The 23,992-nt window shown below is 68.4% G+C and carries 22 protein-coding genes, 2 tRNA genes and 1 rRNA gene; 10 read left to right on the top strand and 15 right to left on the bottom strand.

Annotated elements, in window-relative coordinates:
• Positions 1-181: 181 nt before the first annotated feature.
• The 3 genes from WCE39_RS11005 to WCE39_RS10995 all read right to left on the bottom strand — a co-directional run bounded on the left by WCE39_RS11005 (position 182) and on the right by WCE39_RS10995 (position 1,992).
• Positions 182-258 (bottom strand) — tRNA-Ile (locus WCE39_RS11005).
• Between the two features lie 17 nt (positions 259-275).
• Positions 276-351: transfer RNA gene (locus tag WCE39_RS11000), tRNA-Ala, on the bottom strand.
• Between the two features lie 96 nt (positions 352-447).
• Positions 448-1,992, bottom strand: a 16S ribosomal RNA gene (locus tag WCE39_RS10995).
• Between the two features lie 775 nt (positions 1,993-2,767).
• On the opposite strand from WCE39_RS10995, the gene WCE39_RS10990 reads away from it, so the two are divergent.
• Entirely contained in the window at positions 2,768-3,214 is a 447-nt protein-coding gene (locus WCE39_RS10990) for a DUF192 domain-containing protein (RefSeq protein ID WP_343276976.1), read from the top strand.
• A 20-nt stretch (positions 3,215-3,234) separates the two neighbouring features.
• On the opposite strand, the gene WCE39_RS10985 is transcribed toward WCE39_RS10990, so the two are convergent.
• A complete protein-coding gene (locus WCE39_RS10985; protein WP_343276725.1) occupies positions 3,235-3,417 on the bottom strand; it encodes a rubredoxin in 183 nt (60 codons plus the stop codon).
• An 87-nt stretch (positions 3,418-3,504) separates the two neighbouring features.
• Between WCE39_RS10985 and thiE the strand changes: the two genes are divergently transcribed.
• The 3 genes from thiE (at position 3,505) to WCE39_RS10970 (ending at position 6,427) form a co-directional block, all read left to right on the top strand.
• Entirely contained in the window at positions 3,505-4,143 is a 639-nt protein-coding gene (thiE, locus tag WCE39_RS10980) for a thiamine phosphate synthase (RefSeq protein WP_343276975.1), read from the top strand.
• Positions 4,144-4,245: 102 nt separating this feature from the next.
• Positions 4,246-5,547, top strand: coding sequence for a glutamate-1-semialdehyde 2,1-aminomutase (gene hemL / locus WCE39_RS10975; RefSeq protein ID WP_343276724.1), 1,302 nt, complete (start codon positions 4,246-4,248; stop codon positions 5,545-5,547).
• Positions 5,531-6,427, top strand: coding sequence for an ion transporter (locus WCE39_RS10970; RefSeq protein ID WP_343276723.1), 897 nt, complete (start codon positions 5,531-5,533; stop codon positions 6,425-6,427). The genes hemL and WCE39_RS10970 overlap by 17 nt, the downstream gene beginning before the upstream one ends.
• 15 nt (positions 6,428-6,442) lie before the next feature.
• Here the strand turns inward: WCE39_RS10970 and WCE39_RS10965 are convergent, their stop codons facing one another.
• The 3 genes from WCE39_RS10965 to WCE39_RS10955 all read right to left on the bottom strand — a co-directional run bounded on the left by WCE39_RS10965 (position 6,443) and on the right by WCE39_RS10955 (position 9,315).
• Positions 6,443-7,651, bottom strand: coding sequence for an acetylornithine transaminase (locus WCE39_RS10965; protein WP_343276722.1), 1,209 nt, complete (start codon positions 7,649-7,651; stop codon positions 6,443-6,445).
• Between the two features lie 11 nt (positions 7,652-7,662).
• Complete coding sequence (locus WCE39_RS10960; protein WP_343276721.1) at positions 7,663-8,484, bottom strand: SDR family oxidoreductase; 822 nt, start codon at positions 8,482-8,484, stop codon at positions 7,663-7,665.
• 129 nt (positions 8,485-8,613) lie between these two features.
• Positions 8,614-9,315 carry a protein kinase family protein gene (locus tag WCE39_RS10955; RefSeq protein WP_343276720.1) on the bottom strand — a complete coding sequence of 234 codons (702 nt, stop codon included), beginning with the start codon at positions 9,313-9,315 and terminating at the stop codon, positions 8,614-8,616.
• A gap of 51 nt (positions 9,316-9,366) precedes the next feature.
• Here WCE39_RS10955 and WCE39_RS10950 point away from each other — a divergent pair, with 51 nt between their 5' ends.
• On the top strand, positions 9,367-11,367 hold the full coding sequence (locus WCE39_RS10950; RefSeq protein ID WP_343276719.1) for a bifunctional DedA family/phosphatase PAP2 family protein: 2,001 nt from the start codon (positions 9,367-9,369) through the stop codon (positions 11,365-11,367).
• Here the strand turns inward: WCE39_RS10950 and WCE39_RS10945 are convergent.
• Genes WCE39_RS10945 through WCE39_RS10935 form a run of 3 tightly spaced genes read right to left on the bottom strand, consistent with a single transcriptional unit; the run spans position 11,364 to position 13,977 of the window.
• A complete protein-coding gene (locus WCE39_RS10945; RefSeq protein ID WP_343276718.1) occupies positions 11,364-11,939 on the bottom strand; it encodes an LON peptidase substrate-binding domain-containing protein in 576 nt (191 codons plus the stop codon). The genes WCE39_RS10950 and WCE39_RS10945 overlap by 4 nt on opposite strands.
• A 60-nt stretch (positions 11,940-11,999) precedes the next feature.
• A complete protein-coding gene (mpl, locus tag WCE39_RS10940; protein ID WP_343276717.1) occupies positions 12,000-13,406 on the bottom strand; it encodes a UDP-N-acetylmuramate:L-alanyl-gamma-D-glutamyl-meso-diaminopimelate ligase in 1,407 nt (468 codons plus the stop codon).
• Positions 13,407-13,410: 4 nt separating this feature from the next.
• Positions 13,411-13,977, bottom strand: a complete 567-nt coding sequence (locus WCE39_RS10935) for an adenylate kinase (RefSeq protein WP_343276716.1) — start codon at positions 13,975-13,977, stop codon at positions 13,411-13,413.
• Positions 13,978-14,103: 126 nt separating this feature from the next.
• On the opposite strand from WCE39_RS10935, the gene WCE39_RS10930 reads away from it, so the two are divergent.
• Positions 14,104-15,360 carry a 6-phosphofructokinase gene (locus tag WCE39_RS10930; RefSeq protein WP_343276715.1) on the top strand — a complete coding sequence of 419 codons (1,257 nt, stop codon included), beginning with the start codon at positions 14,104-14,106 and terminating at the stop codon, positions 15,358-15,360.
• A 78-nt stretch (positions 15,361-15,438) separates the two neighbouring features.
• Here WCE39_RS10930 and WCE39_RS10925 read toward each other — a convergent pair whose 3' ends face one another.
• Positions 15,439-15,951, bottom strand: coding sequence for a hypothetical protein (locus WCE39_RS10925; RefSeq protein ID WP_343276714.1), 513 nt, complete (start codon positions 15,949-15,951; stop codon positions 15,439-15,441).
• Positions 15,952-16,173: 222 nt separating this feature from the next.
• Here WCE39_RS10925 and WCE39_RS10920 point away from each other — a divergent pair, with 222 nt between their 5' ends.
• Positions 16,174-18,204: a sodium-translocating pyrophosphatase gene (locus WCE39_RS10920; protein ID WP_343276713.1), complete on the top strand. Its 2,031-nt coding sequence runs from the start codon at positions 16,174-16,176 to the stop codon at positions 18,202-18,204.
• A gap of 107 nt (positions 18,205-18,311) precedes the next feature.
• Here WCE39_RS10920 and WCE39_RS10915 read toward each other — a convergent pair whose 3' ends face one another.
• Both WCE39_RS10915 and WCE39_RS10910 read right to left on the bottom strand, forming a co-directional pair.
• A complete protein-coding gene (locus WCE39_RS10915) occupies positions 18,312-18,962 on the bottom strand; it encodes a hypothetical protein (protein ID WP_343276712.1) in 651 nt (216 codons plus the stop codon).
• Between the two features lie 99 nt (positions 18,963-19,061).
• Positions 19,062-20,636 (bottom strand): M91 family zinc metallopeptidase, encoded by a 1,575-nt coding sequence (locus WCE39_RS10910; RefSeq protein ID WP_343276711.1) that lies wholly within the window; start codon positions 20,634-20,636, stop codon positions 19,062-19,064.
• 244 nt (positions 20,637-20,880) lie between these two features.
• Here WCE39_RS10910 and ppa point away from each other — a divergent pair, with 244 nt between their 5' ends.
• A complete protein-coding gene (gene ppa, locus WCE39_RS10905; protein WP_343276710.1) occupies positions 20,881-21,411 on the top strand; it encodes an inorganic diphosphatase in 531 nt (176 codons plus the stop codon).
• A gap of 10 nt (positions 21,412-21,421) precedes the next feature.
• On the opposite strand, the gene WCE39_RS10900 is transcribed toward ppa, so the two are convergent.
• Positions 21,422-22,114, bottom strand: a complete 693-nt coding sequence (locus WCE39_RS10900; RefSeq protein ID WP_343276709.1) for a potassium channel family protein — start codon at positions 22,112-22,114, stop codon at positions 21,422-21,424.
• Positions 22,115-22,248: 134 nt separating this feature from the next.
• On the opposite strand from WCE39_RS10900, the gene WCE39_RS10895 reads away from it, so the two are divergent.
• The gene (locus tag WCE39_RS10895) at positions 22,249-23,034 is read left to right on the top strand and encodes an RNase A-like domain-containing protein (protein WP_343276708.1); all 786 of its coding nucleotides are present in this window, start codon (positions 22,249-22,251) and stop codon (positions 23,032-23,034) included.
• A 23-nt stretch (positions 23,035-23,057) separates the two neighbouring features.
• Positions 23,058-23,345 (top strand): contact-dependent growth inhibition system immunity protein, encoded by a 288-nt coding sequence (locus tag WCE39_RS10890; protein ID WP_343276707.1) that lies wholly within the window; start codon positions 23,058-23,060, stop codon positions 23,343-23,345.
• 45 nt (positions 23,346-23,390) lie between these two features.
• On the opposite strand, the gene WCE39_RS10885 is transcribed toward WCE39_RS10890, so the two are convergent.
• Positions 23,391-23,978, bottom strand: coding sequence for a DUF4136 domain-containing protein (locus WCE39_RS10885; RefSeq protein WP_343276706.1), 588 nt, complete (start codon positions 23,976-23,978; stop codon positions 23,391-23,393).
• Positions 23,979-23,992: the final 14 nt, after the last annotated feature.

The following is a 23,992-nucleotide window of genomic DNA, read 5'->3' as shown; positions in this document are numbered from 1 at the left end:
AACCGGCAACGCGAAACATACACTCAATCTTTAGGGCCTCTAGGGCCCCGCCTTAGCCTCAACGACACGTTTGGATATTCGTCTCAAACGCTCGCTACGTCCCTGATTTTCAAAGAACACGGTTCGGCCACAATGCCGCCCCGCTTCTAAATCTTTAGTGTGTGCGCAGATCATCCAGGAATGGTGGGTCTGGGAGGACTCGAACCACCGGCCTCACCCTTATCAGGGGTGCGCTCTAACCACCTGAGCTACAGACCCAATGTCTTTCCCCAGCGTGGTGGAGCCTGTCGGGATCGAACCGACGACCCCCTGCTTGCAAAGCAGGTGCTCTCCCAGCTGAGCTAAGGCCCCATAAGAGGGGTCGGTCCCCCGGCTTTCGCCGTGGAACTCCTGGATGCAGGTCACTTGTGCGGACGCCTGACAGGCAATTAGCTGTCTTTAGTCTCTAAAGGAGGTGATCCAGCCGCACCTTCCGATACGGCTACCTTGTTACGACTTCACCCCAGTCATCGGCCACACCGTGGCAAGCGCCCTCCCGAAGGTTAAGCTACCTGCTTCTGGTGCAACAGACTCCCGTGGTGTGACGGGCGGTGTGTACAAGGCCCGGGAACGTATTCACCGCAGCAATGCTGATCTGCGATTACTAGCGATTCCGACTTCACGGAGTCGAGTTGCAGACTCCGATCCGGACTGAGATCAGGTTTCTGGGATTGGCTTGCCCTCGCGGGTTTGCAGCCCTCTGTCCTGACCATTGTAGTACGTGTGTAGCCCTGGCCGTAAGGGCCATGATGACTTGACGTCATCCCCACCTTCCTCCGGTTTGTCACCGGCGGTCTCCTTAGAGTTCCCACCATTACGTGCTGGCAAATAAGGACAAGGGTTGCGCTCGTTGCGGGACTTAACCCAACATCTCACGACACGAGCTGACGACAGCCATGCAGCACCTGTGTTCGAGTTCCCGAAGGCACCAATCCATCTCTGGAAAGTTCTCGACATGTCAAGGCCAGGTAAGGTTCTTCGCGTTGCATCGAATTAAACCACATACTCCACCGCTTGTGCGGGCCCCCGTCAATTCCTTTGAGTTTCAGTCTTGCGACCGTACTCCCCAGGCGGCGAACTTAACGCGTTAGCTTCGATACTGAGTTCCTAATTGAACCCAACATCCAGTTCGCATCGTTTAGGGCGTGGACTACCAGGGTATCTAATCCTGTTTGCTCCCCACGCTTTCGTGCCTCAGTGTCAGTACTGGTCCAGGTGGCCGCCTTCGCCACGGATGTTCCTCCTGATATCTACGCATTTCACTGCTACACCAGGAATTCCGCCACCCTCTACCGTACTCTAGCCCGCCAGTATCCAATGCAATTCCCAGGTTGAGCCCGGGGCTTTCACATCAGACTTAACGAACCACCTACGCACGCTTTACGCCCAGTAATTCCGAGTAACGCTTGCACCCTTCGTATTACCGCGGCTGCTGGCACGAAGTTAGCCGGTGCTTATTCTTTGGGTACCGTCAGAACAACCGGGTATTAACCGATTGCTTTTCTTCCCCAACAAAAGAGCTTTACAACCCGAAGGCCTTCTTCACTCACGCGGCATGGCTGGATCAGGCTTTCGCCCATTGTCCAATATTCCCCACTGCTGCCTCCCGTAGGAGTCTGGGCCGTGTCTCAGTCCCAGTGTGGCTGATCATCCTCTCAGACCAGCTACGGATCGTCGCCTTGGTGGGCCGTTACCCCTCCAACTAGCTAATCCGACATCGGCTCATCTATCTGCGCGAAGCCCGAAGGTCCTCCGCTTTCACCCGTAGGTCGTATGCGGTATTAGTCCCGGTTTCCCGAGGTTATCCCCCACAAATAGGCAGATTCCGATGTATTCCTCACCCGTCCGCCACTCGCCACCCGGAGAGCAAGCTCTCCTGTGCTGCCGTTCGACTTGCATGTGTTAGGCCTGCCGCCAGCGTTCACTCTGAGCCAGGATCAAACTCTTCACTTAAAATTGCATGGACCGAAGTCCAAACGCTTTGAGTGCAGTCGTCGTCCCGAGCTCGAATCACTCGCATGCATTTCTGCATTTGCTTGATTTTTTGCTCTTGTTACGAACGTCTGCAATATGGACAACCATCCACTTGCCAGACGCCCGCACAAGTCACCTGCGCACACTGTCAAAGATCATTGGGATCGGCCTCAGCGCCTTTCCCGTTGCCCCGTCGTTTCCTCCGAGGCGAGCCGCACATTGTAGCGCGGTTTTTGCTTCCGTCAACACCCTGTGAGGCGTTTTCTTCAGCGTGCTTCGGAGGTGGCGGTCAGTGACCGTTTGTCCGAAGCGAGCCGCCCATTATAGCGCGACTTTTGCTTCCGTCAACACCCTGTGAGGCGTTTTCTTCAGCGTGCTTCGGAGGTTGCGGTCAGTGACCGTTTTGTCCGAAGCGAGCCGCCCATCTTAGCGCAGCTTTTGCTTTCGTCAACACCCTGTGAGGGGTTGATTCCAGCCTCCCTTGTCGTCGTGGCCCGGAGGCCGTTTCCGTCAGGGGAGCCGCACATCTTAGCGCGGTTTTGAAGAACGTCAACACCTTGTGAAGCGGTTTTTCGTTCTTCCCTGCTTCGCGGTTGCCGGCGGTGCCGGCCGCTGCTTGGCGGGGCGCGCATTGTGCAGCGCCCGGACGGATTTGGGAAGGGGTCGGGTGCAATTCATTCCACTTGACCGCGCCGCGCCTCTCCCGGAGTGTTGGAGCACTCCCTATATATGCCGAGAGACCCCGCCCATGCGCATGTCCTTTTTCGCCTTGATGCTGTGTTGCACCACCGTGCTTGCGTCGGCGTGCGCCAGTGACGGGCACTGGGTGGGACTTGCCGGCGAGCGCTATGTGGTCGAGGTGGCCGACGACGACCAGGCCCGGGCGCGCGGCCTGATGTTCCGGGACTCTCTGGCAGAGGGCCACGGCATGCTGTTCATCCATGAACGCGAAGAGCGCCAGGCCTATTGGATGAAGAACACGCGGATCCCGCTGGACATCCTCTATTTCGACGCGTCGCTGCGCCTGGTGTCACAGCAGCGGGGAGTGCCACCGTGCTCGGCGGGAGACCGCTGCCCGCCATACCCGAGCCGGGCGCCGGCGCTCTACGTGCTTGAACTCAACGCCGGCGAAGCCCGCCGGCTGGGGCTGGAGGACGGCGCCGCGCTGGAACTCGGTCCGGACATCGCCCGCGGACGCTGAATGCGCTCAGCCGGAGCGCTTCAGAGCGCCATCATCTCGAAATCGTCCTTGGTCACGCCGCAGTCGGGGCAGGTCCAGGTGTCCGGGACATCATCCCAGCGCGTTCCGGGGGCGATGCCTTCTTCGGGCAGGCCGACGGCTTCGTCATAGATGAAGCCGCAGACCACGCACATCCAGGTGCGGTAGGCGGTGGTGTCGTTCATCGGATAATGCAGTTCCGGTGGCGCAAGGCGCGGGTCGCCATTGTCCCATCACGCCCAGCGACAGGAAACCACGCAATGTCCAAGGCAATGCCTCCGCGTCCGTGCGCGCACCCGCGCGGTCTTTACCTGCTGACGCCGGACGAGCCCGACACGCCGCGCCTGCTGACCAGGGTATCGGCTGTGCTCGAGCAGGCGACGGTGCTGCAGTACCGCAACAAGCTTGCCGACACCACGCTGGCGCGCACGCAGATTGCCGCGCTGCTGCAGCTTTGCCATGAGCGCGGCGTGCCGCTGGTGGTCAACGATGACTGGCGGCTTGCGCTGGCTTCCGGTGCCGATGGCGTGCACCTGGGCGAAGGCGACGGCGACATCTTTGCCGCGCGCGAGGCGCTTGGCGCGCGCGCGATCATCGGCGCCTCCTGCTACGACAGCCTGGAACATGCGGAGGCCGCAGCGGCCGCCGGCGTCGACTACCTGGCGTTCGGCGCATTCTTCCCGTCACCGACCAAGCCACTGGCCCGCCGCGCGACGCCAGGCCTGCTTCACAGCGCGGCGAAGTTCGACCTGCCGCGGGTGGCCATTGGTGGCATCACCCCGGACAATGCCCGCATCGTGGTCGATGCCGGCGCGGACCTGGTCGCGGTGATCAGCGGCGTATTCGATGCAGCCGACCCGGTGGCTGCAGCGCAGGCATACCTCCAGGCATTCGAATCGCGCCACGCATAGCGTGCAGGCCACTTCGCCGCATCGGCGTGCAGCACGGCCCGACGCATCACCACGCCGCCACGCCATTCGCGCCCATGGGCGCCACTACAGGAATCCATTGCGATGAAACACGACAAGTCACACGCCCTGTTCTCCCGCGCCGTGGAACTGATCCCGGGCGGGGTCAATTCGCCGGTACGCGCGTTCAAGTCGGTCGGCGGCGAGCCGTTTTTCGTCGAGCGCGCCGACGGCGCCTATCTGCATGACGTCGATGGCAACCGCTACATCGACTATGTCGGCTCCTGGGGGCCGATGATCGTTGGCCACAACCACCCGAAGGTGCGCGAAGCGGTGCAGGCGGCGATCGGCAACGGCCTCTCGTTTGGCGCGCCCTGCCCCGCTGAAGTGACGATGGCTGAAACCATCACCCGCCTGGTGCCCTCGTGCGAAATGGTGCGCATGGTCAATTCCGGCACCGAGGCCACGCTTTCGGCGGTGCGGTTGGCGCGCGGCGCCACCGGGCGCCAGCGGATCGTCAAGTTCGAAGGCTGCTACCACGGCCACGGCGACTCGTTCCTGGTCAAGGCCGGCAGCGGCATGCTCACGCTCGGCGTGCCGACCTCGCCGGGCGTGCCGGCCGCGCTGGGCGAGCTTACCTCGACCATCAGCTACAACGATTTCGAGGCCGCGACGCAGCTGTTCGACGACATCGGCAGCGAGGTCGCGGCGGTGATCATCGAACCGGTGGTGGGCAACGCGAACTGCCTGCCGCCGCGCGAAGGCTACCTGCAGCACCTTCGCGAACTGTGCACGAAGCACGGCGCGCTGCTGATCTTCGACGAAGTGATGACCGGGTTCCGCGTGGCCCTGGGCGGCGCTCAGGCGCGCTATAGCGTCACTCCCGACCTGACCACCTTCGGCAAGATCATCGGCGGCGGCATGCCGGTGGGCGCCTACGGCGGCCGCCGCGAACTGATGCAGCAGATCGCCCCAGCCGGTCCGATCTACCAGGCCGGCACGCTCAGCGGCAACCCGGTGGCGATGGCCGCCGGCCTGGCGATGCTGGAACTGGTGCAGGAACCTGGCTTCCACGACCGCCTGGAAGCCACCACCAACACCCTGTGCGACGGCTTCGAGGCCGCCGCGCGCGAGGCCGGCGTGCCGCTGACCACCAACCGCGTCGGTGCGATGTACGGGCTGTTCTTCACCGACCGCAAGGTCGACACCTATGACGACGCCATTGCCTGCGACAGCGCGGCGTTCAAGCGCTTCTTCCACGCGATGCTGGAGCGCGGCGTGTTCCTGGCGCCATCGGCCTACGAGGCGGGCTTCGTGTCGAGCGCGCACGGCGCCGAGGTGGTCGAGGCGACCCTGGCCGCGGCGCGCGAGGCCTTCAAGGCGGTTGCCGATGCCATCCCCGGCTGACCGCCAGGAGCCGGCCCCGACCGGGCCGAGCGTGTTCGAGAAAGAGTTCCTGCCGGCCTCTCGGACCGGCGCGCGCCACCTCTGGTACCGGCGCATCTTCCACCACGAAGCGCCGGACGAACGCAACTTCGACCTGGTGCTGATCCTGGTGATCCTGGCCAGCGTGGTGGTGGTGATGCTCGACAGCGTGCCGGCGGTCAAGGCCCGCTGGCACGCCTGGCTGTACGCGCTGGAGTGGCTGTTCACGCTGGCCTTCACCGTCGAATACGCGGTCCGGCTATGGGTGGTGAAGCGCCCGCTGCGCTACGCGACCAGCTTCTTCGGGGTGATCGACCTGCTGGCGATCCTGCCGACCTTCCTGTCGCTGCTGTTCCCGGCCAGTGCGTCGTTCGCCGTGATCCGTGCGCTGCGCCTGCTGCGGGTGTTCCGCGTGCTCAAGCTGGTCGAGTACTCGAGCGAGGCCGGGGTGCTGATCCAGGCACTGCTCCGGAGCCGACGCAAGATCTTCGTGTTCATCGCCACGCTGCTGACCATCGTGGTCATCTTCGGCGCGCTGATGTACGTGGTCGAAGGCCCCGAGCGCGGCTTCACCAGCATTCCCACGGGCATGTACTGGGCGATCGTGACCGTAGGCACCGTGGGCTTCGGCGACGTTGCGCCGACCACCGGCTTCGGCCGCTTCATCACCTCGGTGCTGATCGTGATCGGCTACAGCATCATCGCCGTGCCGACCGGCATCTACACCGCCGAGCTCGCGCGCTCGCTGCAGCCGCGCAGGCGCCAGGTCCGCTGCGACGAATGCGGCCTGCCCGACCATGAAGCGGATGCCTGGCACTGTCGCAAGTGCGGCCGCGCGCTGCCGCCGCAGGAGGTCGACTGACCCCGCCGGGCCGGCTCAGGCAAGTGCGGCCTCGAGCCTCGCCAGACCCTCCGCCACCTCGGCGTCGCTGATGGTCAGCGCGGGCACGAAACGCAGCACGTCAGGCCCTGCCTGCAGCAGCAGCAGGCCGTGGGCGGCTGCACGATCGAGGATGCCGGCAGCCCGACCCGCATGTTCCGGACGCAACACCGCACCGAGCATGAGGCCGCGCCCACGGATCTCGCCGAACACATCGTGCCGGGCATCGATGGCCGCGAGCCCCGCGCGCAGCGCGGCTTCCTGGCGCGCGACGTTGGCCGCCACCTCCGGCGAAGCCAGCTTGCGCAGCGCCACCCGCGCCACCGCGGCCGCCAGCGGGTTGCCGCCAAAGGTCGTACCGTGGTCGCCGAACTGCATGGCGCCGGCCGCCTTGGGCCCGACCAGCATGGCGCCGACCGGGAAGCCGCCTCCCAGCGCCTTGGCCAGGGTGACGATGTCGGGGGTCACGCCATCGTGCCAGTGCGCGAACAGCGCACCGGTGCGCCCCATGCCGCTCTGGATCTCATCGAGGACCAGCAGCGCGCCGTGCCGGTCGCACAGCGCGCGCACCGCCTGCAGGAAGCCGGGCGCGGCCGCGACCACGCCGCCCTCGCCCTGCACCGGCTCAAGCATGACTGCGGCGACGTCGCCTCCGGACATCGCCGCCTCGAGTTGCGCGACGTCGTTGAAATCGACGTAGCGGAATCCGCCTGGCAGCGGCTCATAGCCTTCCTGGTACTTGGGCTGCGCCGTCGCGGTGACCGTGGCCAGCGTCCGTCCATGGAAACTGCCGCGGAAGGTGAGAATCACCCGCCGCTGCGGTGCCCGCCCCTGCGCGGCCGCCCACTTCCGTACCAGCTTGATCGCCGCCTCGTTGGCCTCGGCACCGGAGTTGCAGAGAAACACACGCTCGGCAAAGCGAGAGGCCTGGACCAGTTCCTGCGCCAGGCGCAGCGGCGGCTCGCTGTGGAAGACGTTGCTGGTGTGCCAGAGCTTGCCGGCCTGCTCGACCAGGGCGGCGACGAGGTCGGGATCGGCGTGTCCCAGGCTGCAGACCGCGATCCCGGCCGCGAAGTCGATGTAGTCGCGGCCCTCGCTGTCCCAGACCCGGGCGCCTTCGCCGCGTTCGAGCACCACCCCGCGCTGGCGGTAGACCGGCAGGTAATGGTCGCGGCCGACGGCAAGGAGGGAGGCGGTGTCGGACATCGGGCGGGGGCTCAGTCGAGGAACAGGTCCGGGAACAGCGGCTTCGACGGATCCATGGCGTAGCCCGCCAGGTCGGTGACGCCGGCCTCGGCCAGGACCTCGTCATCGATCAGGAAATTGCCGGCAAAGTCCGCCGCGGGGCGCACCAGCACGGCGTGGGCGGCGTCACCCATGATCTCCGGCGAGCGGCCGTTGCCCGGCTCAACGCCGGGGATCATGTTCAGCGCATCGGTGCCGATGATCGTGCGCGGCCACAGCGCGTTGACCGCCACGCCCTGCGGCCCGAATTCGGCCGCAAGCCCGAGGGTCACGAAGCTCATGCCCATCTTGGCCAGGGTGTAGCCGGTGTGCGGCGCCCACCATTTCGGATCCAGCGAGGGCGGCGGCGCGAGCGTCAGGATGTGCGGGTTCGGCGCCTCAAGCAGGTGCGGCAGGCAGGCCTGGGCACAGAGGAAGCTGCCGCGGGCGTTGACCTGCTGCATCAGGTCGAAGCGCTTCATCGGCGTGTCCAGCGTGCCGCGCAGCCAGATCGCGCTGGCGTTGTTGACCAGGATGTCGATGCCGCCGAAGGCGTCGACGGTGGCCGCGACCGCGGCGCGCACCTGGTCTTCTTCGCGGATGTCGCATTTCAGCGCCAGGGCCTGGCCGCCGGCTTCGGTGACCGCCTTCGCGGCGGTGTGGATGGTGCCCGGCAGCCTGGGGTTGGGAACGTCGGACTTGGCCGCGATGGCGACGTTGGCGCCGTCGCGCGCCGCGCGCAGCGCGATCGCCAGGCCGATGCCGCGAGAGCCGCCGGTGATGAAGAGGGTTTTTCCGGAAAGTGTGGAGGCCATGGCCGGGACACGCCCTGCAGGAGCAGCGACAGCTGCGACCGGATCAATCATAGGACATGGCGCGCATTGGCTCCGACAGGAGCCGCGGCCTCGCAAGGGATCGCGGCCGAAGGCGCGGTGTGCGAAACGTCAGGGCTTCGGGCCCTGGCCTTCGTTGTCTTCCCACTTCAGGACCCTGCGGGTGACAAAGCGGTAGACGGGCTTGCCGGTGGCGAACCAGGCGTCGCGCAGCCATGAGGTGCGCTTGAGCACGCGGCGCTCGACCGGGGTGATGCGGTCAGGGCAGTAGGTGCGCTTGTGCTTGAGCAGGTGGCGCAGGTCCTCGCGCGCCAGCAGGCGCATCCAGCGCGAACGCGGGTCGCCGCGCACCGCCAGCTGGAAGTCGATGATCGCCGGGCGCCCGTCCTCCAGCACCAGCCAGTTGGCTTCCTTGGCAAGGTCGTTGTGGGCCAGGCCGTGGCGGTGCAGCTGCCGGAGCAGGCGCCGTGCGCGGCGGAAATAGGCAATGTCCCCGCGCGGCGGGCGCTGGTACATGGCATCGCCGGCCATGTAGCTGCGATCAAGCATGCGGCCGTCCCAGCGCAGCAGCTGCGGCACGTCGCCCATGCCCGCCACCGCCTGCAACCCGCGCGCCTCCCGCCGCGCCAGCCACCAGGCCGGCAGGCGGAGCCACGCCGGCACGTGGCGAAGGTCCCGGCGCACGAACAGCAGGGCGTCGCCCTCGCCACCCCGGCCGGCGCCATCTGCCGCCCCAACGCGGCGCATCAGCGCGATGCGGCCGAAGCTGTCCGCCTTCAGCGCGCGCACTTCGACTGAACCCGAGTCATCCATCCCTGCATTGTAGGCGGCGCGATACCGCCACCGGCTGCCATAATCGCGGCGGTGAGTGCCTGGTTCGACAGCCTCGTTGCCTGGATCGGCGCCCATCCCGTGGCCGCCGGCGTGGCCATTTTCGCGATCGCCTTCTGCGACGCGGTCATCATCCTTGGCGCCGTGGTCCCCGCGCTGCCGCTGCTGTTCGCGATCGGCGTGCTGATCGGCTTCGGCGAGATCTCGGGGCCATACGCCATCGCCTGCGCCGCGCTTGGGGCCCTGGCCGGGGACGCCAGCAGCTACTGGATCGGGGCCCGGTGGGGCGCACAGCTGCGCGCGACCTGGCCATTCCGCAAGTACCCGCAACTGCTGGATCGCGCCGAAGTGCTGTTCCGCCGGAACGAGATCAAGGGCATCTTCATCGCGCGCTACGTCGGGCCCGTGCGCCCGTTCGTGCCTGCGATCGCCGGCATGTCGCGGATGCCGCTGCGGCGCTACGTGCCCGCGAGCATCGTCGCCGCGATTTCATGGGCGGTGCTGTTCCTCGCGCCTGGCTGGCTGCTTGGCGAGGCCTACGACGCGGTTGCGGCGGTGGCGGACCGCCTGGCCCTTGTGGTCGCGGCGCTGCTGGCGGCGATCGCTCTGGCCTGGGCGCTGGTCCTCTATACCTATCGCTGGTTCGCCAACCACGCCGATGCGCTGCTGGCCCGCGCGCTGCGCTGGACGCGCGACCATCCGCGGCTGGGCCGGTATGCCGCCGCGCTGATCTCGCCCAACCGCCCGGAATCCGCCTCACTGGTGCTGCTGGCGGCCTGCCTGCTGGCGATCGGCGTGGCCTGGTTCACCCTGCTGGCGACGATGCTGGCGCGCGGCGAGCCCCTGGCGCTGGACCTGCGCATCCACGACGCCATGTATGCGCTGCGCAACCCGCTGGCCGACCGGCTGATGGCGGGACTGGCATCGATCGGCGACCCGGTGGTGCTGGGCCTGCCGATCGCGCTGTCGACGCTGTGGCTGCTGTGGCGGCGGCGCTGGATGGCGGCGGCCCACTGGCTGGCGGCGCTGGCCTTCGGCCTGGTGCTGACCGCGGCCCTGGAGGCGGTGATCGACATGCCGCGCCCGCCGACCGCGCTCAGCGGCTTCGGCTTCCCCTCGGTGGGGCTGACGATGACCACCATCACCTTCGGTTTCTTCGCCGTGCTGATCGCGCGCGAACTTCCCGGGAGGCAGCGCGTCTGGCCCTACCTGGTGTCCGGCGCGGTGGTGGCGGTGCTGGGCTTCGCCCGGCTGTACCTGGGCGCGCACTGGCTGACCGACCTCGTGGGCGGGATGCTGCTGGGCATCGCCTGGCTGCTGGCGCTGGGCATCGCCTACCGCCGCCACGTCGCCCGCTCGTTCTGGATGCGGCCGCTCGCGGGCCTGTTCTACGGCGCGTTCCTGCTGGCCGCGCTGTGGCACGCACCGCGGGCGGTCGACCCCTTGCTGGAGCGCTTCGCGCCGCAGGCTGCGCCGGCCAACATCGATCTCGACAGCTGGTGGCGCGACGGCTGGGCAGCCCTGCCCTGGCAGCGCAACGAACGCGACGCCAGCCGCCGCTGGCCGCTGGACGTGCAGGTCGCCGGGCCGCTCGCCCCGCTGGACATGCACCTGCGCGCACATGGCTGGGTGCCCCAGGCCCAGGCGGACTGGCGCGACACCCTGCTCCTGCTCGACGACGACACGCCGGCGCTGGAGCAGAAGGTGCTGCCGGCCACGCTGGGCGCCAGCGCCGAGGCCCTGCTTATGCGCCGCACGCTCGACGACGGCCGCATCCTGGTGCTCCGCCTGTGGCATGCACCGCGCCAACCGCGCGACGGAACGCCGCTGTGGATCGGCACCGTCCAGGCGCTGACCCACGGGCGGCCGTTCGACCTGTTCGGACTGTGGTCCCCGGACGCGGATACAAACGGTGCCTACGCGCTGCTGCGCGACGACCTTGCCGGACTCGACCTGCGGGAAGACCCGCACCCGGCGTCCGGCGAACAGGTCCTGCGCCTGCGGACGCCCCTGGCAGGCGCCGCCGCGCCCTAGCCGATCAGTGCCAGCAGGCCTTCAAGCCGCGCGTGGGGGTCGTCGATGGCGAGCAGCTCGACCCGGCGTTCCTCCGGCATCGGCAGGAGCTCGAGCAGGCGCCAGCCGACCCAGGCGGCATCCTGGAAGCCTGGCTCGAAGCCTGGCGGCCGCCCGACCTGGTCGAAGATTCGCTCCAGCAGCGTTCCGAGCAGCGCGTGTTCGGGCCGCAGCCGCGCCGGGGCGGGGTCATCGGCACGCCACTCCACCTCGGCCTCGACCAGGCCGTTGTCGCGCACGGCCGTGCGCGCGACGCGGAAGCGACGCGCGCCGCGCACGCGCAGGGTCAGCAGGCCGCCGTCGTCGGTGCCGAAATCCTCGATCAGCGCTTCGGTGCCGAACTCCGCCGGTACTGCGGGGGTGCCGACCTCGCTTCCGTCGGCGATCAGGCAGATGCCGAAGCCGCTGCCGCGCCGGCCGCATTCCCCCACCAGGTCAAGATAGCGCGGCTCGAACACGCGCAGGCCCAGGACCGCGCCGGGCACCAGCACGGTCTGCAGTGGAAACAGCGGAAGCAGCGGCGTATCGACCATCGTCGGCAGTCTACGCGGCGTGCGCGTCAAGGCGGCGGCGAGGACGGCGGTGGCCCGGCCTCAGTCGCCTCGCAGCATCGCCAGGAAGCGCCGCGGCGCGCCGTCGAAGCCGCCGTTGGACATGAACACCACGTGGTCGCCTTCGCGCACCAGTTCGCGCAACCGGGCCAGCAGGCTGTCGGCGTCGGGCACGGCGATGCCGTGGCCGCGGAGGCCGCCGACCACCGCGGCCGCGTCCCACTCCAGGCCGGGGCGATGCAGGAACACGACGGCATCGGCCAGGCCCAGGGACGGCGCCAGCGCCGCGGCGTGCGCACCCAGGCGCATCGAGTTGCTGCGCGGCTCCATCGCCACCACGATCCGCCCCTCGCCGACCCGTGCCCGCAGGCCTTTCAGGGTGGTGGCGATGGCGGTGGGATGGTGGGCGAAGTCATCATAGACGCTGATCCCGGCGGCCGCGCCGAGCAGTTCCATGCGCCGCTTGACGCTGCGGAAGGCCCCAAGCGCCGGCAGTACCGAGGCGACATCGACGCCCACCGCATCGCAGGCAGCAAGGGCGCCGAGCGCGTTCATCACGTTGTGGCGGCCGAGCAGCGGCCAGCGCACCTCGCCGATTTCGCGTCCGCCCTGCACAACGGCGAACGCGCTGCCGTCATCGGCCAGAAGGCGCGCGCTCCAGTCCAGCGGCGCGCCCGGCGCCGCGTCGATGCCGAAGCGCACGATCGGGGTCCAGCAGCCCATCGCCAGCACCTCGGCCAGGTGCGGGTCCTCGCCGTTGACCACCAGCCGGCCGCGGCCCGGCACGGTGCGCACGAAATGGTGGAACTGGCGCTGGATCGCGGCCAGGTCCGGGAAGATGTCGGCGTGGTCGAACTCGAGGTTGTTGAGCACCGCCACCAGCGGCCGGTAGTGCACGAACTTGGAGCGCTTGTCGAAGAAGGCGGTGTCGTATTCGTCGGCTTCGACCACGAAGGGGGACTGTTCCAGGCCTTCGCGCCGGGCACCGTCGTGCACGCCACCAACCCGCGCCGAGACCCCAAAATCCTCCGCCACTCCGCCGATCAGGAATCCGGGATGCCGCCCCGCGGCCTCGAGCAGCCAGGCGAGGATCGTGGTCGTGGTGGTTTTCCCGTGCGTGCCCGCGACCGCGATCGTGTCGCGCCCCGGCAGCACCTTGTCGCGCAGCCACTCCGCGCCGGAGGTGTAAGCCAGGCCGTGGTCCAGCACATGCTCGACCGCGGCGTTGCCGCGCGACAGCGCGTTGCCGATCACGACCTGGTCGCAATCACGCGAAATATTGGCGGGGTCGTAGCCCTGGCGCAGCTCGATGCCGAGGCGCTCGAGCTGGGTCGACATCGGCGGGTATACCGCCTGGTCGCTGCCCTCGACCTCGTGGCCGAGCTCGCGTGCCAGCGCGGCCACGCCGCCCATGAAGGTGCCGGCGATGCCGAGGATATGCAGCTTCAAGGCGTCAGGACCGGTCGAGCGCCGTCAGGATGCGGTCCAGGACCTCGTCGAGCGTGCCGACGCCATCCACCACGCCGAGCCTGCCGGCGTCGCGGTAGTAGCCGATCACCGGCGCGGTCTGCTCGTCATAGACCTGCAGGCGCTTGCGGACCGACTCGGGGTTGTCGTCGGAACGGCCCTCGGCCTGGGCGCGGCCGGCCAGGCGGTCGATCAGCAGTTCGTTGTCGACTTCCAGCTGGATCGCGGCATCCATCGGCTGGCCGATGCGCCGCAGCAGCGCGTCGAGCGCGGCCGCCTGGGCCAGGTTGCGCGGATAGCCGTCGAGGATGAAGCCTTTGGCCACGTCGCTGCGCGAGAGCCGGTCCTCAAGCATGCCGAGCAGGATCTCGTCCGACACCAGCTCGCCGCGGGCCATCACCTCTTTCGCCTGAAGGCCCAGCGCGCTGCCGGCCTTGACCTCTGCGCGCAGCAGGTCGCCGGTCGACACGTGTGGCACCTGCAGGTGCTCTTTCAGGCGCGTGGCCTGTGTTCCTTTGCCGGAACCCGGCGCACCAAGCAGTACCAGTCGCATCGAACGCTCCATGTGGTCTCGGGGCGTGGACGGTGCGGGGCGTAGAATCCACCGCCTGCGGCCACGACCGCGCCAGCTTACCGTATCCACCCCCCCGGCCCGAAGCCCCTTTCCAACGGACCCGAGATGCCCAAAGGTTGCCTGTTCTACGCCCAGTCCGGCGGCGTCACCGCCGTCATCAACGCCACCGCCTCGGCTGTCATCACCGAGGCGCGTGCCCGAAAAGTCCGCGTGCTGGCCGGCCGCAACGGCATCCTCGGCGCCCTGCGCGAGGAGCTGATCGACACCTCGAAGGAGCCCGTGGCCGCGATCCGCGCCCTGGCCCACACGCCCGGCGGGGCCTTCGGCTCGTGCCGCTACAAGCTGAAATCACTGGACGCCGACCGCGCGAAGTACGAGCGCCTGCTCGACGTGCTGCGCGCCCACGACGTGCGCTGGTTCCTCTACAACGGCGGCAACGATTCCGCCGACACCGCCAACAAGGTCTCGCAGCTGGCCGCGGAGTTCGACTACCCGCTGACCTGCATCGGCGTGCCGAAGACGGTCGACAACGACCTGGTGGTGACCGACTGCTGCCCGGGCTTCGGCTCGGCGGCCAAGTACACGGCGGTGTCGGTGCGCGAAGCCGCGCTGGACGTCGCCGCCATGGCCGACACGTCGACGAAGGTGTTCGTGTACGAAGCGATGGGCCGCCACGCCGGCTGGCTGGCGGCCGCCGCCGGGCTCGCCGGCGACGGCCCCGATGCCGCGCCGCACCTGATCCTGTTCCCGGAGCGCGCCTACGACGAGGAGGACTTCCTGGCCCGCGTGCGCAAGGTCGTCGATCGCGTCGGGTACTGCGTGGTCGTGGCCAGCGAGGGCATCCGCACGGCGGACGGCAGCTTCGTGGCGGACGCGGGCGGCGGCAAGGACTCGTTCGGCCACACCCAGCTTGGCGGGGTCGCCTCCTACCTTGCGGGACGGGTGAAGGATCGCCTCGACCTGAAAGTGCACTGGACCCTGCCCGACTACCTGCAGCGCTCGGCGCGCCACATCGCCTCGAAGACCGACCTGGACCACGCCATGGCCGTGGGCAAGGCCGCCGTGCGCCTCGCCCTGGAGGGCCGCAACGCGACCATGCCGGCGATCGTCCGCACGTCCGACGCGCCCTATCGCTGGAAGATCGAGCCGGCGCCGCTGGCCCGCATCGCCAACCGCGAAAAGACCATGCCCAAGGGCTTCATCCGTCGCGACGGCTACGGCATCACGGCCGCGGCGAGAACCTATCTCGAGCCGCTGATCCGCGGCGAGGCCTACCCGCCCTACGGCCGCGACGGCCTGCCGAAGTACGTCACTCTGAAGAATGTCGCCGTTCCGAAGAAACTGCCGGCCTGGGACGAGTGAGCTCCGATCCGGGGCAACGATTGCGGTCGACCGTCGAGCTGCCCCTGTAACTGCGATGTGTCATTCAGGGCGATCTTGTCACTCGCTGCCGCAGGCCTTGCCTTCCACGCCCATCTCGGCGGCGTACATCGGGGTCGCGGCGATTTTGCCCGCGGCGGCGGCCTGCTTCGACTCTTCGATGTAGATCCGCGACTGGCCCTGGCCGTCCAGCTCCATCGTCTGGTCGACGGGCTTGCGCCACACGCGCACCACCGCCTCCCGCGAGGCGCAGTCCGCGCTCGGCACCCTGAGCACATCGTTGAACACCCAGCCCGAAGCCACCGAGGGCTTGGCCTTGGCGGCGTCCACGAAGCGTGCGCGCGGCTGGCAGTTCGCGCTGGTGCGCACCACGGCGAAACGGTAGGGATCGGCGGCATCACCGGTGAACGCGCCTTCGATGCGCGCGCAGGCCTCCGGGATCTGGCGCAGCGTGTGGACAACGCCCACCGCCTGCGCCGCCGCCGCCGGCCGGCTGATCTCGGGCTTCGGGTCGGCGGCCAGCGCGGGGACGGCAGCGAAGGCAAGCAGGCAGATGGCAGCGGCGGATCGCATCGCGGGTGACTCCTTGGAGCGGGGCGATGGTCAGGCTGGCACGCAGCGCCTGAATCCACCCTCCACATCCGCCCGACGTCGCCGGACCTCCAAGGATCGGCCTCCACCGCACATGGCCTGGCACGCGCTGCAGCGCGGCAATACCGGGCCCGGGGCGTATGCCATAGTCGGGCGGTTCCAGCTCCGATCAGATGCTTTCGACCACACCCTGGGGAGGGATTCATGCTCGAGCAACAAGCTTTGTGGCTGGCACTTGCCTGTGCCGGCCTGGCGATCATCTACGGCATTGTCTCCGCGCGATGGATCCTTGCGCGGCCCGCGGGCAACGAGCGCATGCAGCAGATCGCGGCCGCGATCCAGGAGGGCGCCGGGGCCTACCTGCGGCGGCAATACATCACCATCGCCATCGTCGGCGTGGTGCTGTTCCTGGTGATCGGCTTCGTGCCGGCCCTGGGCTGGCCGACGGCCATCGGTTTCCTGATCGGCGCGGTGCTCTCGGGCGTGGCCGGCTTCATCGGCATGTTCGTCTCGGTGCGCGCCAACGTGCGCACCACCCAGGCGGCGACCGTGGGCCTGAACGAGGCGCTGGCGGTCAGCTTCCGCGGCGGCGCGGTCACCGGCATGCTGGTCGTGGGCCTGGGCCTGCTGGGCGTGGCCGGCTACTTCATGTTCGTGATCGGCGACGGTCGCGACGCGATGGCGGTCGAGGCCGCGCTGCAGCCGATGATCGGCCTCGCCTTCGGCTCGTCGCTGATCTCGATCTTCGCGCGGCTGGGCGGCGGCATCTTCACCAAGGGCGCCGACGTCGGCGCGGACCTGGTGGGCAAGGTCGAAGCCGGCATCCCCGAAGACGACCCGCGCAACCCGGCGGTGATTGCCGACAACGTGGGCGACAACGTCGGCGACTGCGCCGGCATGGCGGCCGACCTGTTCGAGACCTATGCGGTGACCATCATCGCCTCGATGCTGGTCGCCGGCATCTTCTTCGCGACCTACGGCTGGGCGGGCGTGGTCTATCCGCTGGTGCTGGGCGCGGCGTCCATCATCGCCTCGATCATCGGCACCTTCTTCGTCAAGGCGCGGCCGGGCGGCAAGATCATGAACGCGCTGTATCGCGGCCTGGGCGTGTCGGGCGTGCTGGCGGCGATCGCCTTCTGGTTCATCACCAACAGCATGTTCGAGGCCGCGTTGGCGCTGCCGCTGTTCTGGTGCGCGATTGTCGGCCTGGTGCTGACCGGCATGCTGGTGGTGATCACCGAGTACTACACCGCAACCGAGTACGCCCCGGTGCAGCAGGTGGCGAAGGCGTCGGAAACCGGCCACGGCACGAACGTGATTGCCGGCCTGGCGGTGTCGATGAAGTCGACCGCGGCGCCTGTGATCGTGGTCGCGGCCGCGATCTGGTGCTGCTACGCGATCGCGGGCCTATACGGCCTGGCCATCGCGGCCACCGCCATGCTGTCGATGGCCGGCATGATCGTGGCGCTCGACGCCTACGGCCCGATCACCGACAACGCCGGCGGCATCGCCGAGATGAGCGGCCTGCCGCCGGAGATCCGCGAGACCACCGACGCGCTCGACGCCGTGGGCAACACCACCAAGGCGGTGACCAAGGGCTATGCGATCGGTTCGGCGGGACTGGCCGCGCTGGTGCTGTTCGCCGACTACGCGCACAAGCTTGAAGCCTCGGGCCGCGCGGTGAACTTCTCCATCGACAATCCGAACGTGGTGATCGGCCTGCTGATCGGCGGCATGATTCCGTATCTCTTCGGTGCAATGGCGATGCAGGCCGTCGGTCGCGCCGCCGGCGCCGTGGTCGAGGAGGTGCGGCGCCAGTTCCGCGAGATCCCCGGCATCATGGAAGGCACCGGCAAGCCGCAGTACGACCGCGCGGTCGACCTGCTGACGCGCTCGGCGATCAGGGAAATGATCGTGCCTTCGCTGCTGCCGCTGGCCATTCCGATCATCGTCGGCCTGGTGCTGGGCGCGGACGCGCTCGGCGGCCTGCTGATGGGCACGATCGTGACCGGCCTGTTCCTGGCGATTTCGATGTGCACCGGCGGCGGCGCCTGGGACAACGCCAAGAAGTACATCGAGGAAGGCCACCACGGCGGCAAGGGCTCCGAGGCGCACAAGGCCGCGGTCACCGGCGACACCGTCGGCGATCCCTACAAGGACACCGCGGGTCCGGCGGTGAACCCGCTGATCAAAGTCACCAACATCGTGGCCCTGTTGCTGGTGCCGCTGCTCTAGCGACGCCGCCCGCCGGCCGTGCCGGCCTGCAACGCAGAAGCGGCCCATGGGGGCCGCTTCTGCTTTCAGGCTCGCTCGTACGCAGTGGCGATCACCATCCGTCCACGTCAGCCGCTTTCGAACGTCCCCGCCGCCATGTCGAACCACGGCGTGCACAGCAGCTGCTGCCGCTCGACCACGCTGAAGGGCGCCGACCACAGGGCGACATCGCCCGCCGAGGTCGCCGGCCTGAACTCCGCCTCGTCGAAGGGCAGCACGCCGAGGCACCAGCGCACCCGCGCGACGCTGGCGGGGGACAGCGACAGGTCCACATCGAAGCTGGCATCCAGGCGTTCGCCCGGACCGAGCTTCGTGGCCAGGGGCGTCGGCGGTGACGTCGGTGTCGGATCCGGCAGCGCCTGCGCGGCATGCGACAGCGTGAGGCCATCGACCCCGCCCTCCATCCGCGGCCCCGGCACTTCACCCGCCACCAGGCGCTTGCTCAGTACCGAATGGACGTCGCCGCGATCGAAGACCGCCAGCGGCGCGTCGCTGTCATTGCTGACGCGATAGCGCACCGCCAGGCGCTGTGCGTCGGGGTCGAAGGCGACTTCGACCATCGCCCCTTCCCCGCTCACGCGGGTACGCGCCACCTGGTCTTCCTCGTTCACGGCGTTGGTCTCCACTTGTCCGCCCGCGACCGCGGGCTGCGGCACGACTGCAGCGGTCGAAAGGGCGGCCGCGAGGATGCCCGCGTGCCGGATGATGTTCAGGGCCATGTGTGTGCTGCCTCCTGGCTGGTACCGCTCAGGATGACCGAACGCACGCAGCCTGCGGTGAACGCAGGCTGCGCGGGACCGTCATCGGGCCTGGTGTGTTCAGAACTCGAGCGCGTAGCTCGGGCGGTCCGGCATGCCCAGCTCCTCGCGGATGCCGTTCTCGGTCAGGTGATCGGGATTGGCGGTGGTCGGTGCAGTCGAGCGATCGCCGTCGAAGTCGAAGGCGGGCGCGCTGGTCTCAAGGCCCACGGCCTGTCGCTCGGCGTTGGCGATGCCGTTGTCAGGGCCCGGACCGGTGTACTCACCCGGCTGGAAGCTCCCGTTCACGCCGTTGTAGGCATGCGACATCTCGTGGTACAGCACGACCACGGGCGCCGGGAAGGCGTCCATGTGGAATGACGGGTTGTAGACGATGTCGACGTTGCCGCCGGCGCCGGCCCGGCCGTTCACGATGTCGGCATCGCGGCTGAAGGTCTGGGCATAGCCGTTCTGCTCGTTGGCCAGCTCCTTGATCGTGACCATGTTGCCCTTGACGTCCGCGGCCTTGTCGAACTCGGCCAGCATCTGCTGCCCCACCGGCGAGGCGCGCAGGAAGTCGAGCTCGGACTGGATGCGCTGCACGAAGCCTGCCGAACCCTCGACCTTGATGGTGTGGCCGGCGTTGGCGTCGATGGCGACGTTGACCACGGTCGGCTTGCTGCCGGTGGCCGAGTTGATCAGGTCGCCGACCTCGGCGTAGACCGTGGCGTTGACGCCGGCGCCGTCCACGGCGTCGTCGCCGGCGCCGGTATAGATGGTGCTCTTGCCGTCGCCCGCGGCGATGCGGTCGTTGCCGACGCCACCGGACAGGATGTCGCTGGTGCCGGCGCCCTGGATCACGTCGTCGCCGGCGCCGCCTTCGATGAAGTTGGTGCCCGCGCCGGCGGTGATCTCGTCGTCGCCGTCGCCGCCATGGATGATGTTGACGCCTTCGCCACCGCCCAGGACATCGTTGCCGCTGTGGCCGAAGATGTCGTCGCGGCCGGCACCGGAGAAGATGGTGTCGTTGCCCTCGCCGCCGTCGATCCGGTCGTCGCCGGCACCGGTGGTGATGGTGTCGTCGCCCTTGCCGCCTTCGACCACGATATTGACCGTGACGTTGGGCGCCACCTCGATGACGTCGTTGCCATCGCCAGCGCGGATGGTCAGCTCCTGCCCGCGATCGAGATGCACCTCGTAGTTCTCGCCGTTGATGCTGACGTCGAGCGTGCCGTCGTCGCGCTGCTTGACGCCGAAGCTGTCATTGCCGGCGCCGGTGGTGAACACCAGCTGGTCGCTGCTGACCTGGTTCCAGGCGTCGACGGTGCGCTCGCGCGCAACGTCGAGTCCCTTCTCCGAATGCAGCGGGTCGACCACGATCGGCTTGCCGTCCACCGTGCTGCGCTGGCTGCGCCCGGCGGGATTGTCCGAGCCGCCGTCGATCGTCCGGCCGTCCTCCTGCCCGGGGCCCTGGTCGATATCCACGGCGTCGGCGCCCCCCACGTCGACCGACCGGGGCGCCGGGGCCTCGCTGCCCAGGGCGTCGGGACCGTGGTCATGCTGGTGCGGGGCGTCGGGGTTGTTCCAGTAGCCCGCACGCTCGAACTGGGCAGCGGCGCTGGCGCCTGGAACGATATTCGCGGACTGGATGCTCATGCAGGGCACTCTCGGTGTGGATACGGTGCCGTACTGTGTAACCGGGACGTTTACGGGACCAAGCTGGGGCGTACCCCAGCTGGGGTCGTCCCGGCTCCCGTTCATCACCACACCGCCCCGCCCATGCCGCGGGGCGCCGGCACGATCACCCTTTGCTGCGTCGCAACAGCGACGCGTAGAATGGGCGCCCTTCCCCTTACGCGGCAGCGGGCCATCCCGGTTCGCCCGCACGACTGGAGCACCCATGGGCCTGGATCATGTGACCACCGGCAAGAGTCCGCCGGACGAAATCAACGTCATCATCGAGATCCCCAAGGACGCCGAGCCGGTCAAGTACGAGGTCGACAAGGAATCCGGCGCGATCTTCGTCGACCGCGTGCTGTCGACCCCCATGCGCTACCCCTGCAACTACGGCTACGTCCCCAACACCGTCTGCGGCGACGGCGACCCGGCCGACGTCATGGTGATCCTGCCGCTGCCGCTGGTGCCGGGCTCGGTGATCCGCTGCCGCCCGGTCGGCGTGCTGAAGATGACCGACGAGGCCGGCAGCGACGAGAAGCTGTTGGCGGTGCCGGAGCCGAAGGTGTTCGCGGGCTATGCGCACATCCATGACATCGACCAGGTGTCCGGACACTGGCTGGAGCGCATCGGCCACTTCTTCGAGCACTACAAGGACCTCGAGAAGGGCAAGTGGGTCAAGATCGAGGGCTGGGGCAACGCCGCCGAGGCCAAGGGCCTGCTGCTCGAGGCGATCGAGCGCTACCGCTCGGCATAACGGCCGGGGCTCAGTCCCGGCTGCGCCCTCGCTGGCGCACGATGCTCAGCGCGATCAGCCGTGACACCACGGCCGCGATGTAGCCCACGCCGGCGAACTGCTCCAGCATCACCAGCACCCGCGCATACGGCGTCAGCGGCATGATGTCGCCGTTCCCGGTGCCGGACAGCGTGGAGAAGCTCAGGAACAGCAGTTCGATCCAGCGTCGTGGCCGCTCGGGTTCGACCAAGCCGGTAAAGCTTGCCGGCAACACCGCCTGGCACACCAGGAACGCATAGGCGAAGCCCCAGGCCAGCAGCGTGAACGCCGCGGCCGCCGCGAACAGTTCATCGACTGTGACCGTGTGGTCTTCGAGCATGTACACGATGAGCGCGCCGGCGGCATAGAAGTAGAGCATCGACTCCAGCAGGGCCGAGGCCACCGCGAGCAGCGGCAGGTCGAAGCCGATCGCGGCGCCGGCCAGCAGCATCGCTGGCACCGCGAGCGCCCACGCGAACCAGTTGGCCGCGTGGCTGCGCGAAACCACCCAGACCGCCAGCGGTACCGCGACCAGGGTGAACGCGCTGAACAGCACCCGGCTCTCGCTACCGTCCATCAGCGGGTACAGCAGCAGGCTGGCCATCTGTACGGCAAGCAGCAGCGCCGAGGGGTGCCTGGCGGCGGCAGCGGTCCAGCTGATCGGCTTGCGGAAGAGGTTGGCCATCGCGGGAGTGTGCCCCGCGACGGCCGCACGCGCACGCGCCCACCACCGCACACCCTCGGGCCGGCACCAGCTGTCGGCGGCCGCGCGCGGTGCATAGGCTTCGTGGCTCCCCCGCACAGAAGGCGCCGCACGTGATGGATGCCGCCCAAGCCCTGTCACCGGCCACCCGGTGGTCGCTTCCCCCGCTGGCACCGCTGCAGCAGTCGTCCGGCCGCGCGGCCATGGCGGCGGCGGCCGACCCTGATTCCGACCTCGTCGCCCACCTCCAGGCGCTCGCCGACGACGGGGACATCGAGGGCTTCCTCGGCCAGGTGCGCGACGCGATCTCGCTCGCCGGCGGCGACCGGACCTTCGGCGAGCACCTCGACCCGCTGCTGGGCCGCATCCGCGACGCGCTGGGCGAGCTGGACGTGAGCGGACTTCCGCGCGCCGGGCGCGATGCGGTCGAGGCCACGACCCGCGACCTCGACGCGCACCTGGCAACCGATGGCGTCGACAGCCCGGATGTCCCGGACGGCCCCGACGCTCCCGGCGAGGTCCCCGGCGGCGGCCTGCAGGCCCACGAGGACGCCGGCGGCCACCTGATCGAGCGCCACGTGGGCAAGAGCGAGGAGTGGCTGGTCGACCGCGTGCGCCGCGACAACATCAGCGCCGCCTCCAGCTTCCGCGACATCGGAGAGGCCGGGCACTTCGTGGCCGCCACCCTTTCCGAACACCAGGGCCGCATCGACGCCTGGGTCGACGGCAAGGGCGGCAACCGCCTGGTGGTCGACGCCAGCTTCGACGCCAGCACCGGCATCTCGGTGAAGCGCGGCGACAGCCAGGCCGAGGACGTCTTCTCCGTTCGCCTGGTGCTGGAGCGCTCGGATCGCCTCGACACCGGCTATCGCATCGTCACCGGCTATCCTTCGACGCCCTGACCCGGCTTACCGCGAGGCCCCCGATGAGCGACACCCCCGCGCTTGAGAACTTCCTCTCCGCCTACTTCCACCAGGACTGGGCGATGGAGCACGACACCGCCTCCGGGGTGGTCGATGCGTATCTTGGCAGCGAGGCCGACGCCGAGATCGTCGCGGTGCGCGACGATCTTGCAAGCCTGGCGGACGAGAACCTGGATGAGCCCGCCCTTGGTGCCCGGATGCAGTCCTTGGGCTGTGAATACGACCCGAGCCGGGAGGGCGGCAGCTGGCGCGCCTGGCTTGCGTCGCTGCGGGATGCGTTCAGCCGCTGAGCGGCGCTTGCCGGCCTGCCGGACCCCGCGGGCGGCCGGCGCTGGTCAGCGCGTCCCTGCGCGGTGCGGATAGGCCTCGAAGATCCCTGCGATCGTACTGTCGATGGCCGCATCGCGCGCCACGGGATCCTGGTTGCGGGAGACCCGGCCTACCGCGATGCCTTCCCAGACCAGCGCGTTGCGCCTGGCATCGACCAGGTCGATGTTCATCGTGCCCTCGGTGTAGCGGGTGACACTGGTGCGGTCGCGCCAGTACGGCATGGCCACGTAGCCGCGATACCGGTAGCTGTAGTAATAGGCGTAGTCGACATCGGGAATCGTGCTGACGTCGGTGCGCTGCTGCATGTAGGCGTTGATGTTCAGCCAGAGGTCGGGGTCGGACTCGCTGTAGCGGTAGCCGCGCGACTCCATCTGGGCGCGGGCCGCGGCCTTCATCCGGCCGCTGACCAGGCTGGCATAGCCCTCCCGCTCGATCGCCAGCGGCGAATAGAAGGCGAAGGTGCGGTAGGCGCTGAAATCCGCGCCGGGGTCGGAGTCCGAGCTGATGCGCGGGCTGGTGGCGCATGCGGCCAGCAGGCCGAGGAGCAGGGCCGCCAGCAGCCAGCGGAATGAAGACGGGGGGATGCGTGCCATGGCGAACCTCCTTT

Source organism: Luteimonas yanweni, assembly GCF_039548475.1.
Lineage (GTDB): Bacteria > Pseudomonadota > Gammaproteobacteria > Xanthomonadales > Xanthomonadaceae > Luteimonas.
This window is presented reverse-complemented; position numbering and strand designations above follow the sequence as displayed.